Here is a 12077-nt window from a genome sequence, read left to right on the forward strand (position 1 = left end):
CCGCCCCACAAAAATTAAGTAGTACCTGTGGCCTCACCCCCTCACGGCCCCAGGAATCTACCGAATATTCATGTCCCTCTTGCCAGCCTTCAAACCAGATGGGATACAAGCCTCCTCGCTCTGAAAAACACCGATTTATGGAGGCTCGCCATGTCCGCCCTGCCACATCCCTCTTATATCTATCGCCCAATGACCCCGGCCGACCTGCCCGCCGCTCACGACTTGTCGGTGCAACTCAAATGGCCCCACCGCCAGGAAGACTGGGCGATGTTGCAGCGGGTCAGCGATGGCTTCGTGGTGATGGACGGCGAGCGGCTGATCGGCAGTGCCTTCACCTGCCCCCAGGGCGATTACGCCACCATCGGCCTGGTGATCGTCAGCAATGACTATCAAGGCCAGGGCATCGGCCGCCGCTTGATGGAGAAGGCCATTGCCGCTTGCGGCTCGCGCACGCCGGTGCTCAATGCGACCCTAGCCGGTGCGCCCTTGTATGCCAGCCAGGGGTTTGTCGAGTTCGGTCATGTGCAACAACATCAGGGCCCGGTGCAGGTTCCCGCGTTGTCGGCGTTGGCCCAGGGCGAGAGCTGCCGCGCGCTTGACGCGAACGACCACACCGCCCTGCTTGCACTGGCCAAGGCCGCCAGCGGGCTGGACCGCCGTGACGTGCTGCGTGACGTGCAGGTGGAGCACGCCGTGGGGATCGAGCGCGATGGTCAGCTACGCGGCTTCGCGCTGTTGCGACCGTTTGGGCGTGGGCGCTGCATCGGCCCGGTGGTGGCCGAAAACATCGAGCAGGCCAAGTGTCTGATCGGCACATTGCTGGCCCCGCTGCAGGACGCCTTTGTCCGCATCGACATTCCCGTCAGTTGCGGTCTGAACGACTGGCTGGAAAACGCGGGCCTGAAAAACATCGACACCGTCGCGCAGATGGCCATGGGCACACCGCCCCAGCCCAGCCAAGGCGTATACCCCTTTGCCTTGATCACCCAGGCGATCGGCTGACTTTTCTCCCGGAGCATTGCCCATGTCATCTCCCCGTATCCTGCTGTTGGCACGCGCCGACGGCAGCCGCGTTGCGACGTCGTTCACCCCCGGTGCCCTGAGCGCGTCGGACCCGTTCGGCGACAGCCGCCGACTCGCCTGGCGCGGCGACGATGGCGTGTGCGCAGGCCTGGTGCCGTTCAGCGGCGAAGCGGTGATCGACGATTTCCCCCACAGCGAAACCCTGGTGGTGCACGCAGGGCAGGTGCTGCTCAGCAGTGCGGAACAGACGCTGAAACTGGATGTCGGCGGCAGCGCCGTGATCGGTCGTGGCACCCGCCTCAAGGTGCAGGCGAGTGCGGGCAGCCGATGGGCGTTCTGTGCCGTCGACCAAGCCGATGCCCCCACCTGCCCGGGGCTGACCCTGCTCGAACCTTACCCCCAGCTCAACCCGTCCGCCGCACCGGAACCGGCCATCCTGATCGGCCCCGCCCCACAGTGCCGCGCGCTCAATCTGTTCGACGATGCCGTGACCGAACTGCGCGTCGGCATCTGGGATTCGACGCCCTACGCCCGCCACGGCCGGCCGCACAAATTGCATGAATTGATGCACCTGCTCGAAGGTGCCGTCACTCTGCATGACGACGCGGGTGGCGAGGTCACCGTCAATACCGGCGACACGGTGTTCGTGGCCAAAGGCGCGCCGTGTGCCTGGACCAGCAGGGTGTATGTGCGCAAGGTCTACGCCGTGAAGTAACTCAGGTTTTCAGTGCCTCTTCCAGAAACGCCACCAACGCCTGGACACGCGGACTGCGCAGTTTGCGCGACGGCACCAGCAGCAGGATCGGCGCGCTATCAAAGCTCCAGTGCGCCAACACGCGCACCAGGCTACCGCTGGCCACCGCGTCGCTCACGTCCCACTGCGAACGCAGCACCAACCCCAAGCCTTGCTCGGCCCAACGCCGGGCGACGCTGCCGTCGTTGCTCAACAACGCCGGCTGCACGCGCAGTGTCTTGCGGCCCTGCCCCTTGCGCAGGTGCCACAGGGTGATGTCTTCATCATTTTCACGAATGCAAATGCAGCGATGGGACGCCAGCTCGTCCGGCGAAGACGGCACGCCGTGCGCTTGCAGGTAGGCCGGGCTCGCGCATAGCCAGCGCTCGTTGAGCGTCAGTGTCCGCGCGGTCCACAGGCTGTCATTGAGATGGCCGATGTGAATCACCGCATCGCTGTCATGCCGATCCGGCCAGGGTGTCTCGCGCAAATCCAGGTGCAGGCACAGCTGCGGATGCAGTTTGGCAAACCGCGCCAACAGCGGTGCGATGCGCTGCCGACCATAACCAAAGGGTGCCGCCAGCCGCAAAGTGCCCACCAGTGTTTCATCCTTCTGCCGGAACGACTCCGGCAGCGCCTCCAACTGTTCCAGCAACAGCGCGCTTTCCCGCGAGAAGCGCTCACCCTCTGCCGTGAGGCTGAGGCGGCGCGCATCGCGATTGGCCAGGGTCAGCCCGAGCAGCGTCTCCAGCTTACGCAAGCGCATCGACAGCGCCGGCGGCGAGACATTCAGGGTTCTGGCCGCGGCACTCAATGACTCGGAGCGCGCCAGGGTGACCGCCAGGCGCAGGTCTTCGATGGAAATCATTCAATTTTACTTAAGGATTGATTAAACCTGATTGAACCACAGGTTAACGACAGCTGAGTAGAGTGCAACCAGTACCCAGCCACGCGAGCTTCGCCATGTCCACGCCGATTGCTTCCCTCGACACGCCCGCCGCACTTATCGATATCCCGCGAATGCAGCGCAATATCCAGCGTATGCAACAGCGCCTGAACGACCTGGGCGTGCGTTTGCGCCCGCATATCAAGACCAGCAAATGCCTGCCGGTGATCCACGCACAGATAGCCGCCGGGGCCAGCGGCGTTACGGTGTCCACCCTCAAGGAAGCGCAGCATTGTTTCGCCGCCGGCATCCGCGACGTGTTCTATGCCGTCGCCATCGCACCGGGCAAATTGCCCCAGGCCCTGGCCCTGCGCCGCCAAGGCTGCAACCTCAGCCTGCTGACCGACAGTGTTGCAGGCGCCGAGGCTATCGTCGCGTTTGCACAGCAGCAGGATGAACGCTTCGACATGTGGATCGAAATCGACTGCGACGGCCATCGCTCCGGACTGGCCGCCGACGCCCCTGCACTGCTGGAGGTCGCGCAGTCGCTCAGCAACGGCGGCATGCACCTGCGTGGCGTGATGACCCACGCCGGTTCCAGCTACGAGCTGGACAACCCGCAAGCCCTGCAAGCGCTGGCCGAACAGGAACGCCGGCTCTGCGTACGCGCGGCAGAAAACATCCGCGCCACCGGGGTGGCGTGTGCTGAGGTCAGCATCGGTTCGACCCCTACCGCCCTCTCGGCCTTGAACCTGGACGGCGTCACGGAAGTACGCGCCGGCGTCTACGTGTTCTTCGACCTGGTCATGCACAACATCGGTGTGTGCCAGGCCGACGAGTTGGCGCTGAGCGTATTAACCAGCGTCATCGGCCATCAACCGGACAAAGGTTGGATCATCACCGATGCCGGCTGGATGGCCATGAGCCGTGACCGCGGCACGCAGCGCCAGCGCCACGACTTCGGTTATGGCCAGGTGTGCAACGAAGCGGGCGATTGGATCGAAGGCGCGCAGTTCAGCGGCGCCAACCAGGAGCACGGCATCATCAGCCTGGGTGCAGCCGAACACGAGACGCTTGTCACGCGATTCCCCATCGGCAGTCGGCTGCGCATCCTGCCCAATCACGCCTGCGCCACCGGTGCGCAGTTCCCGGACTATCACGCCGTGGCCGCCGATGGCACGCTGCATACCTGGAGTCGCCTGCATGGCTGGTAATCACCTCCACACGATCTTCAGCGCCCACGCAGCAGCGCCGGGCGGGCACTATACCCAGGCGGTCGCGCACGCAGGCGTGCTGTATGTTTCGGGGCAACTGCCGGTGCGCGCCAATGGCGAGCACAGCAGCGGGCAGCCGTTCGAGGTTCAAGCATCGATTGCCCTGGATAACCTGCTGGCGATCCTGGACGAAGCGGGCCTGAGCCAGCGCGACCTGCTCAAAGTGACGGTGTACGTCGTCGACATACAACACTGGCCGGCCTTTGACCGGATCTACGCGCGCTACCTGGGCGAGCACAAACCGGCGCGCGCCGTGGTGCCTGTGCCGGCGCTGCATCATGGTTACCTGATCGAAATCGACGCCGTGGCCCGTATTGCACAGGAGCAGTGCCCATGACCCCACAGAAAAGCGACGTGCTGATCATTGGCGGCGGCATCATGGGCGCCTCGTCGGCGTTTTTCCTGCGGCGGCGCGGCTGCTCGGTCACGCTGCTGGAACGCGACCAGATCGGTCAGTACGCCAGCGGCGTCAACTTCGGCAACGTGCGCCGCCAGGGCCGCTATCTGGGGCAACTGGCGCTGGCCAATCGTTCCTGGGCGCTGTGGAAACGCTTGCCGGAACTGATCGACGATGACTTGGAATTTATCCCCAGCGGCCACATGCGCGTGTGTTATCGCGACGATGAAATCGCCGAGCTTGAGGCCTACGCCGCGGCGCCGGAAGCCGCGCAACTGGACCTGAAGATTTATCGCGGTGCCGAGCTGCATCAGCGTTTCGGCTTCCTCGGCCCGGACGTCAAGGGCGGCTCCTACGCGCCCCACGACGGCCACGCCAACCCACGCCTGGCCGCACCGGCATTTGCCCGCGCCGCTCGGCGCCTCGGTGCGCAAATCAAGGAAAAAATCGAAGTCGCCGACGTGGAAAAGGTCAACGGCCTGTTCCACGTCACCACCACCGATGGGCAACTGTTCGTCGCCGAACAGCTGTTGATTAGCGCCGGTGCCTGGGCCGCGCGCTTGTCCGAGCGCTTTGGCGAACCGGTGCCGCTGGAGCCCAACGGCCCGCAGATGTCGGTTACGGAACCGGTGCCCTACGCGTTGAAGACGGTGATCGGCGTGTTCACCAAGATCAAGGAAGAGGTGATCTACTTCCGCCAGATCCCACGCGGCAACATCATCATCGGCGGCGGTGCCCGCTGCACACCGGACATGCTCAACCGACGCGCGTTTTTCAAGCCTGAGAGCCTGCTCAACCAGATGCGCCAGATGAAGCGACTGCTGCCGGGCGCCGAAAAACTGAACATCATCCGCGTGTGGAGCGGCATCGAAAGCTACACCCCGGACTCCCTGCCGGTGATGGGCCCGAGCGGCGTCGTGGATGGGCTGTTTTACGCCTTCGGCTTCTGCGGCCACGGTTTCCAGCTGGGCCCCGGTGTGGGGGATGTGATGGCCGAACTGATCAGTACAGGCAGCACCCGTACCCTGATCAGCCCGTTCGATATCCGGCGGTTTACCCAACCGTCGAAGACATGGATCAGCTAGCGGTCGTAGTGAGCGGGGCAAGCCCTAATGCCTGTCAGTTAAGAAGTTGAAAGGGTAAAAAGTGACCTGTGGCGAGGGAGCTTGCTCCCGCTGGGCCGCGAAGCGGCCCCGCTCTTTGTCTACAAAGAATGGGACTGCTGCGCAGTCCAACGGGAGCAAGCTCCCTCGCCACAGGTACAGTGTTCGCCCTTAACTGACTGGCATCAGGACAAGCCCCGCTCACCACAACTGCACGGTTGCCACAAAGAAGTATGGCAGCCGGCCGGATTCAGCAGATTCTCCCTTGCAGGGTTGAATAACGGCATCTTTGGCCTGACACCTTTTGCTAGCTTAGCCAGACACCGGGCCGTGCCGCGCGCAGCGCCTATTACCGCTCCAGGGAGCCAGTTGGATGACCACTCACACATCGCTCAGCGACAGCCTTGATTCGCCAACGTCGCAGCAGTTTTACATCGACGGCCGCTGGGTGTACCCGGCCACTGCGGCCAGTTTACCGGTGGTCAATCCGGCGACCGAGGAGGTGGTGGCCCAGGTTGCGCGCGGTTCTGCCGAGGATGTTGACCGGGCCGTGGCAGCCGCGCGCGCAGCGTTTGCCGGTTGGTCGGCCACCCCCGCCGCCGCAAGAGCGCAGGTGCTGGGGAAAATCTATGAGTTGATCCTTGAACGCAAAGAGCAGCTCGCGCAGGCGCTCTGCCTGGAAATGGGCGCCGCCATCGGTTTTGCTCGGGCGATGCAGGTGCCGCTGGCCGCCGAACACGTTCGGGTCGCCCGCGACTTGCTGTCCAGTTATCGTTTCCAGACCGTCGAAGGCGGCACTGCCATCGAGCGCGAGCCCATCGGCGTGTGCGGCCTTATCACGCCGTGGAACTGGCCGTTGTATCAGATCACCGCGAAGGTCGCCCCGGCCATCGCCGCCGGCTGTACCGTGGTGTTGAAACCCAGCGAGCTGTCACCGCTGAGCGCCCTGCTGTTTGCCCAACTGGTGCATGACGCCGGCCTGCCGCCTGGCGTGTTCAACCTGGTGAATGGCAGCGGCGCCGAGGTGGGCGCGGCGATGGCAGCCCATCCGGATATCGACATGATTTCGATCACCGGCTCCAACCGCGCCGGCGCACTGGTTGCACAAGCGGCCGCGCCGACGGTGAAGCGCGTGACCCAGGAGCTGGGCGGCAAATCGCCGAATGTATTGCTCCCCGACGCCGACTTCGCCAAGGCCGTGCCGCTGGGCGTGATGTCGGCGTTTCGCAACGTCGGGCAATCGTGCAGCGCGCCGACCCGAATGATCGTGCCCGCAAACCGCCTGGCCGAAGTCGAAACCCTGGCCGCAGCCACCGCTAATGCACTCATCGTCGGCGACCCGCAATCGCCGGACACCCAGTTGGGCCCGATTGCCAACGAGGCCCAGTTCCATCGCGTCCAGGCCATGATCCAGGCCGGCCTCGACGAGGGCGCCAAACTGGTGTGCGGTGGGCCTGGGCGTGTGGCGGGGTTTGACACGGGTTTCTATACCCGACCGACTGTTTTCTCCAACGTGGACAACGCCATGCGCATTGCCCAGGAAGAAATATTCGGCCCGGTGCTGTGCATCATTGCCTATGAGACGCTGGACGAAGCGGTCGCCATCGCCAACGACACCGTCTACGGGCTGGGCGCCCACGTCCAGGGGCACGACCTGACACAGGCACGTGCCGTGGCATCGCGGATTCGCGCCGGGCAAGTGCACCTTAACTACCCCGCGTGGAACCCGCTGGCGCCGTTTGGCGGCTACAAGCGCTCGGGGAATGGTCGGGAGTATGGGGTGGTGGGTTTCGAGGAGTATCTGGAGACCAAGGCTATTGTGGGGTTTGGTGACTGAGCCAAATGGGTATCCAAACACCTTCAACAGGATAATGCCTAGAGGGGGTTCGCTAACGATGTGTAGAGACCACGCCGCGATAGCGGGCAAGTCCAAGCGTCGCCCCTCGCTGAATCAGGCAGTCCGGGCGGCGATGGCTTCGACCTCCACCAACGCCCCCGGCAACGGCAGCGCCACCACTTGCAACGCCGTGCGCGCCGGTTTGTTCGGCTGCTCGGGTGTGCCGAAAAATTGCGTATAGCCACGCTGCAACCCGGCAAAATCCAGCTTGCCCTGGGTCTCTTCGGCCCCCACCAGAAACACCCGTAACTGCACGATATCGCCCAGGTCGAGGTGTTGTTGCCGCAGGATCTGGCGCAGTTTGTTGAACACCGACACCGTCTGCACTTCGGTATCGCCGAACACCCCTGGCACGTTTGGATCGGCCAGGTCCGGCAAGGTGCCGCTGACGAAAATCAGGCTGGCGGATGCCGGTACGGTGACGGTCTGCGAGATCGGGAAAGTGCCGACACTGGTACGTTGGATGCTATCGCTCATGATCAATCTCCTTAAGAAGCGGCCAATGCCGCGATCTGTCGTTGTTGGGTAACCCGTTCAGCCAATTGCGCGATCACATGCCGCGCCGAGTTGGCCGCCGACTCCTGCCAGATGCCCACGCCGCTTTGCACCAGGCCGTCACCGGCGAAGTACACGCGGCCGTGGCCGGCTTCGAGCAAGGTGCTGGCATCGGCCGGGAAGTGTTCGCGTTGCAGCCAGGGGCCTTCGCTGTAGGGGATCTGTTCCCAGGACACGGCCAGCGGGTTGCGCAGGTGTTTTGAATAGCCTGGATGCAGCAGCTCCACGGCTTCCTTGGAGCTAGCGTATTGCTCGGCAAAGGGTTTGACGCCGAACGCATCGGCGCCTTCGCCGGTCACGTAGCCCGCCACCAGCACGCCTTCGCGGGTGTTGAGGTCGTTGCTGGGGTACCACAGCAGGCGCGCCGGGTGTTCGATCCACGACAGGCCGCCATAGGTGCGGTAGTCGGTTTCCCAGAAGCGCGGAGACTGCCAGGCCACTTTGGTCGCCTGGTCGCTGCGGGTGCTGAGCAGCGCGGTCTTGATGGGCTCGCTGAAGTCGGTGTCGAGCCTGGCCAGCAGCGGCAACGGCAGGGTCGAGACCAGGTAATCGGCGCGTACCACCTGTTCGCGGCCGCTGCTGCGGTCGTGGTAGGTCACCGCCACGCCGTCGTCCAGTTGGCGGATCTGGCGAACCACGGCCCCTAACTGCACGTGGTCACGCACGCGCTGGTAGAAGGCGTCGGTGATGCGGTCCATGCCGCCGACCGGCTGGAACATGGTGGCGGAAAATTCCGGGAACTCGGTGTGCAGCAACGCGCCCCACAGCTCGGGATGCAGCAACTGATCCAGCCCCAGCGGTGCGCGGCTGGCCGGCAAGGCACCGGGATGCGCGGGCGACTCAAGGTGCCCCGAGCGAATCGTGCCCTCAAAGGCCAGCTCCTGGGACAAGTCGCCGTACACCTGCAAAAACCCCAGCAAGCGCGTGCGCTCTTCGCCGCTCAGTACATCGTCGAGGGCATCGCGTTGCACCGCTTTGGCCAGCAAGCCAGACACATGGCCGCGCGCATCGTTGATCGCCTGGCCGACCGTGAACGCCGGTTGCTGCAGGTCGGGCCGCACCTGGGCGCCATGACTGCTGTTGACCAGCACTTCCAGGGGCACGCCGAGTTCGCTGCAATAGTCGAGGAGCGTGCGGTGCTGGCTGGGAATCCTGGCGGGGCCCGCGTTGAAATACAGGCCCGGATCGAAGGCCGCGGTTTGCGTGCGGCCGTTGGTGTAGTCCACGCGATCACCCTGGCGCAGGGTCCAGGTGCGCCCGCCGACGCGGTCGCGCGCCTCCAGCACCTGCACGTCGAACCCGGCGCGACTGAGTTCCAGGGCGGTGACCAACCCGGCAATCCCCGCACCCAACACCAGCACACGGGTCCCCTGCCCCAGGCCCTCCTTGAGTTGCAACGGTTGCGGCCGGCGGTGCGATGACGGCCCCAGGCCCAACGCCGCCAGTGCATCCTTGACCGCCTGTTCACCGCCGACCGCAGCGATGCTCGACAGCGCTTCACGTCGTGTCAGTCCCATGTTCGTTACTCCTCAGTCCGGCAGGCCGGGTGGGTTGATCAACGACGCGTCGACGCGCTCCACGTCCAGGCCCCAGCGTTGCAGCACCTGGTCGTATTGGCCGCCGGCAATCGTGCCTTGCAACGCGGTGTGGATCGGCTGCACCAGACCATTGTCCTTGCGCGTGGTCACCGCGATATCCGCCTGCAACGGCCAGCCGCCATTGACCGTGCCGACACGCTTGATGCCGCCGGTGATCGCCGCCGAATAGGCGTACACCGAGTTGGGCCCGAACAGCGCATCGCTGCGCCCGGACTGCACCGCCAGTTGCGCGGCGGCCTGGTCGTCGAAGTACTGCAATAACGCGGGCTTGAGGCCGGCCTTTTCATTGGCGTCGTTCCAGGCCAGCAGGACTTTCTCTTGATTGGTGCCGGAGCCGACGATGATCTTCAGCCCGGCGATGTCCGCCGCCTGTTTGATCTCGACGATCTTGCTGGTGCTCTTGACGTAGAAGCCGAGCACATCCTGGCGATAGGTGGCGAAGTCAAAGCGCTTCTTGCGCGCCTCGGTCACGGTGACGTTACTGATCACTGCGTCGTACTTGCCCGAGCTGACGCCCAGCGGCCAGTCTTCCCAACTGGTTTGCACGACGTTGAGTTGCAAGCCCAGACTGTCAGCGATCAACTGCGCGGTGTCGGCTTCGCTGCCGATGGTAGTTTTGTCGTCACTGGCCAGCAGTGCCAGGGGCGGCCCGGCCACGCCGGACACCGCCACGGTGAATTTGCCCGGCTGGGCGAACTTGAAGCCCGGCGGGATCTGCGCGATGGCCGCCTCGTTGCGCGGCGCGTGGATGCGCGCGCGGTCAGGGCTCAGATCCACCGGTTGCACGGCGGCGAATGCGCTGTGCGCGGCACTCAGGGCCAGCGTCAGCAAGGCCACGCGGGCGGTTTTGATAGACATGGACAGTCACTCCGTTAACTAAAGCACCTTGCCGAGAAAGGCGGCGGTGCGGGGATGTCGGGGTTGGCGAAAGATCTGTTCGGGCGGGCCCTCTTCGATCAATTGGCCGTCGCAGAGAAACACCACGTGGTCGGCCACCTCGCGGGCAAAACCGATCTCGTGGGTGACGATCACCAGGGTCACGCCCAGCTGGGTCAGGCCCTTGATTACGTCGAGCACCTCGCCCACCAGTTCCGGGTCGAGGGCTGAGGTGGGTTCATCGAACAGCAGCACTTTCGGGTCCAGCGCCAGAGCACGGGCAATGGCCACGCGTTGTTGCTGGCCGCCGGAGAGTTGGCGAGGGTAGGCATCAATCTTGTCCGCCAGGCCGACCTTGGCCAGCAGCTCGCCGGCCTTGGCCTGCGCCTCGGTCTTGCGCCAGCGCTTGTGGGCCAGGGGCGCTTCGGCGACGTTTTCCCAGGCCGTGAGGTGCGGGAACAGGTTGAAGTTCTGGAACACGAAGCCCACGTCGATGCGCCGCTTGAGAATCTCGCGCTCCTTGAGCTCAAAGAGCAGGTCGCCCTTGCGTCGATAGCCGACGTATTCACCGTCGATGGTGATGTGCCCGCTGTCGATCTTCTCCAGGTGGTTGATGGTACGCAGCAAGGTGGATTTGCCCGAGCCGGACGGCCCGAGAATCACCGTGACCTTGCCGGGGTCGATGGTCAGGTCGATGTCCTTGAGCACTTGCTGGTTGCCAAAGCGCTTGCCCACGCCCTGGATCTGGATGCGCCCGGCGCGTGCTTCACCCATGGTGTTTCTCCTTGAGCCAGCGGCGCACGCGCTGCAACGGCGTGGGCGGCAGCACCCGTGCGGTGCCCCGCGCGAAATGACGCTCGACGTAGTACTGCGCGCTGGTGAGCACGGTGGTGATGATCAGGTACCACACGGTGGCCACGATCAGCAGCGGAATCACCGCCTGGGTGCGGTTGTAGATGACCTGCACGGTGTAGAACAGCTCCGGCAAGGCCAGCACGTAAACGATGGAGGTGCCCTTGACCAGGCCGATGATTTCGTTGAAACCCGAGGGCAATATCGAGCGCAACGCCTGCGGCAGGATGATGCGGAAGATGCGTCGCGAGGCCGGCAGCCCCAGGGCCGCTGCCGCTTCATGCTGGCCGGCGTCGACACCGATCAGGCCGCCGCGAATGATCTCCGCCGCGTACGCCGCCTGCATCAGGCTCAAGCCCAGCACCGCCGTGGTGAACTGGCTGAGCACATCCACCGTCGACCACTCGGCGAAGACCACCTCGGTAAACGGCACGCCGAGCACGATGTGGTCATACAGGTAGGCGAAGTTGTACAGGATGATCAGCACCAGCAGCGCCGGCATCGAGCGGAAAAACCAGATGTACCCCCAGGCCAGGGCCGCCAGCAGCGGCGAGCCCGACAGCCGCGCCAGGGCCAGCGCAGTGCCGAGGATGACGCTGAACAGCGTGCTCAGCAGGGTCAGCAACAAGGTCTGGCCGAGGCCGCGCAGCACCGACGGCGAGAAGAACCACTGGCCGAACACGCCCCACTCCCAGCGCGGGTTGGTAGCCAGGGAATGCACGATGGCCAGCAGCACCAGCGCGGCGAAGATCGACCCGGCCCAGCGCCACGGATGCCGGGCCGGCACCACCTGCAGGGCTTTGATCGGTGTGCAGATACGCGCCTGGCGGACCGGGCTGGGCGTGTCGATCAGGTCATAGGATTTGGCGACGATAGGCATGCT

At 64.5% G+C, this 12077-nt stretch carries 12 protein-coding genes; 6 read left to right on the forward strand and 6 right to left on the reverse strand.

Annotated elements, in window-relative coordinates; all coding sequences use genetic code 11:
* Positions 1–150 precede the first annotated feature (150 nt).
* Positions 151–1002, forward strand: a complete 852-nt coding sequence (locus PSH66_RS19435) for a GNAT family N-acetyltransferase (protein WP_305427472.1) — start codon at positions 151–153, stop codon at positions 1000–1002.
* Between the two features lie 22 nt (positions 1003–1024).
* On the forward strand, positions 1025–1738 hold the full coding sequence (locus tag PSH66_RS19440; RefSeq protein WP_305427473.1) for a cupin domain-containing protein: 714 nt from the start codon (positions 1025–1027) through the stop codon (positions 1736–1738).
* A gap of 1 nt (position 1739) precedes the next feature.
* Here the strand turns inward: PSH66_RS19440 and PSH66_RS19445 are convergent, their stop codons facing one another.
* Positions 1740–2624 carry a LysR family transcriptional regulator gene (locus PSH66_RS19445; protein ID WP_305427474.1) on the reverse strand — a complete coding sequence of 295 codons (885 nt, stop codon included), beginning with the start codon at positions 2622–2624 and terminating at the stop codon, positions 1740–1742.
* 95 nt (positions 2625–2719) lie between these two features.
* Here PSH66_RS19445 and PSH66_RS19450 point away from each other — a divergent pair, with 95 nt between their 5' ends.
* The 4 genes from PSH66_RS19450 (at position 2720) to PSH66_RS19465 (ending at position 7253) form a co-directional block, all read left to right on the forward strand.
* Positions 2720–3856: a DSD1 family PLP-dependent enzyme gene (locus tag PSH66_RS19450; RefSeq protein ID WP_003174937.1), complete on the forward strand. Its 1137-nt coding sequence runs from the start codon at positions 2720–2722 to the stop codon at positions 3854–3856.
* Positions 3846–4253: a RidA family protein gene (locus tag PSH66_RS19455; RefSeq protein WP_003174938.1), complete on the forward strand. Its 408-nt coding sequence runs from the start codon at positions 3846–3848 to the stop codon at positions 4251–4253. The genes PSH66_RS19450 and PSH66_RS19455 overlap by 11 nt, the downstream gene beginning before the upstream one ends.
* Positions 4250–5398 (forward strand): FAD-binding oxidoreductase, encoded by a 1149-nt coding sequence (locus PSH66_RS19460; protein WP_305427475.1) that lies wholly within the window; start codon positions 4250–4252, stop codon positions 5396–5398. Before PSH66_RS19455 ends, PSH66_RS19460 begins: the two co-directional genes overlap by 4 nt.
* A 391-nt stretch (positions 5399–5789) precedes the next feature.
* Positions 5790–7253 (forward strand): aldehyde dehydrogenase family protein, encoded by a 1464-nt coding sequence (locus tag PSH66_RS19465; RefSeq protein ID WP_305427476.1) that lies wholly within the window; start codon positions 5790–5792, stop codon positions 7251–7253.
* Between the two features lie 114 nt (positions 7254–7367).
* Here the strand turns inward: PSH66_RS19465 and PSH66_RS19470 are convergent, their stop codons facing one another.
* The 5 genes from PSH66_RS19470 to PSH66_RS19490 are packed head-to-tail and all read right to left on the reverse strand — an operon-like array spanning position 7368 to position 12074.
* Positions 7368–7790, reverse strand: coding sequence for a RidA family protein (locus tag PSH66_RS19470; RefSeq protein WP_003174941.1), 423 nt, complete (start codon positions 7788–7790; stop codon positions 7368–7370).
* Between the two features lie 11 nt (positions 7791–7801).
* Positions 7802–9385 (reverse strand): FAD-dependent oxidoreductase, encoded by a 1584-nt coding sequence (locus PSH66_RS19475; RefSeq protein ID WP_305427477.1) that lies wholly within the window; start codon positions 9383–9385, stop codon positions 7802–7804.
* 12 nt (positions 9386–9397) lie between these two features.
* Positions 9398–10324 carry an ABC transporter substrate-binding protein gene (locus PSH66_RS19480; RefSeq protein ID WP_003174943.1) on the reverse strand — a complete coding sequence of 309 codons (927 nt, stop codon included), beginning with the start codon at positions 10322–10324 and terminating at the stop codon, positions 9398–9400.
* Positions 10325–10342: 18 nt separating this feature from the next.
* Positions 10343–11116, reverse strand: a complete 774-nt coding sequence (locus PSH66_RS19485) for an amino acid ABC transporter ATP-binding protein (protein ID WP_003174944.1) — start codon at positions 11114–11116, stop codon at positions 10343–10345.
* Positions 11109–12074: an amino acid ABC transporter permease gene (locus tag PSH66_RS19490; RefSeq protein ID WP_003174945.1), complete on the reverse strand. Its 966-nt coding sequence runs from the start codon at positions 12072–12074 to the stop codon at positions 11109–11111. Before PSH66_RS19490 ends, PSH66_RS19485 begins: the two co-directional genes overlap by 8 nt.
* Positions 12075–12077: the final 3 nt, after the last annotated feature.

The sequence above is a fragment of the Pseudomonas sp. FP597 genome, assembly GCF_030687435.1.
GTDB classification, from domain to species: domain Bacteria; phylum Pseudomonadota; class Gammaproteobacteria; order Pseudomonadales; family Pseudomonadaceae; genus Aquipseudomonas; species Aquipseudomonas lactucae.

Excerpts from the sequence above, each read along its gene's own strand:
- PSH66_RS19435 (WP_305427472.1), top strand. The coding sequence starts at position 151 with ATGTCCGCCCTGCCACATCCCTCTTATATCTATCGCCCAATGACCCCG.
- PSH66_RS19440 (WP_305427473.1), top strand. The coding sequence starts at position 1,025 with ATGTCATCTCCCCGTATCCTGCTGTTGGCACGCGCCGACGGCAGCCGC.
- PSH66_RS19445 (WP_305427474.1), bottom strand. The coding sequence starts at position 2,624 with ATGATTTCCATCGAAGACCTGCGCCTGGCGGTCACCCTGGCGCGCTCC.
- PSH66_RS19450 (WP_003174937.1), top strand. The coding sequence starts at position 2,720 with ATGTCCACGCCGATTGCTTCCCTCGACACGCCCGCCGCACTTATCGAT.
- PSH66_RS19455 (WP_003174938.1), top strand. The coding sequence starts at position 3,846 with ATGGCTGGTAATCACCTCCACACGATCTTCAGCGCCCACGCAGCAGCG.
- PSH66_RS19460 (WP_305427475.1), top strand. The coding sequence starts at position 4,250 with ATGACCCCACAGAAAAGCGACGTGCTGATCATTGGCGGCGGCATCATG.
- PSH66_RS19465 (WP_305427476.1), top strand. The coding sequence starts at position 5,790 with ATGACCACTCACACATCGCTCAGCGACAGCCTTGATTCGCCAACGTCG.
- PSH66_RS19470 (WP_003174941.1), bottom strand. The coding sequence starts at position 7,790 with ATGAGCGATAGCATCCAACGTACCAGTGTCGGCACTTTCCCGATCTCG.
- PSH66_RS19475 (WP_305427477.1), bottom strand. The coding sequence starts at position 9,385 with ATGGGACTGACACGACGTGAAGCGCTGTCGAGCATCGCTGCGGTCGGC.
- PSH66_RS19480 (WP_003174943.1), bottom strand. The coding sequence starts at position 10,324 with ATGTCTATCAAAACCGCCCGCGTGGCCTTGCTGACGCTGGCCCTGAGT.
- PSH66_RS19485 (WP_003174944.1), bottom strand. The coding sequence starts at position 11,116 with ATGGGTGAAGCACGCGCCGGGCGCATCCAGATCCAGGGCGTGGGCAAG.
- PSH66_RS19490 (WP_003174945.1), bottom strand. The coding sequence starts at position 12,074 with ATGCCTATCGTCGCCAAATCCTATGACCTGATCGACACGCCCAGCCCG.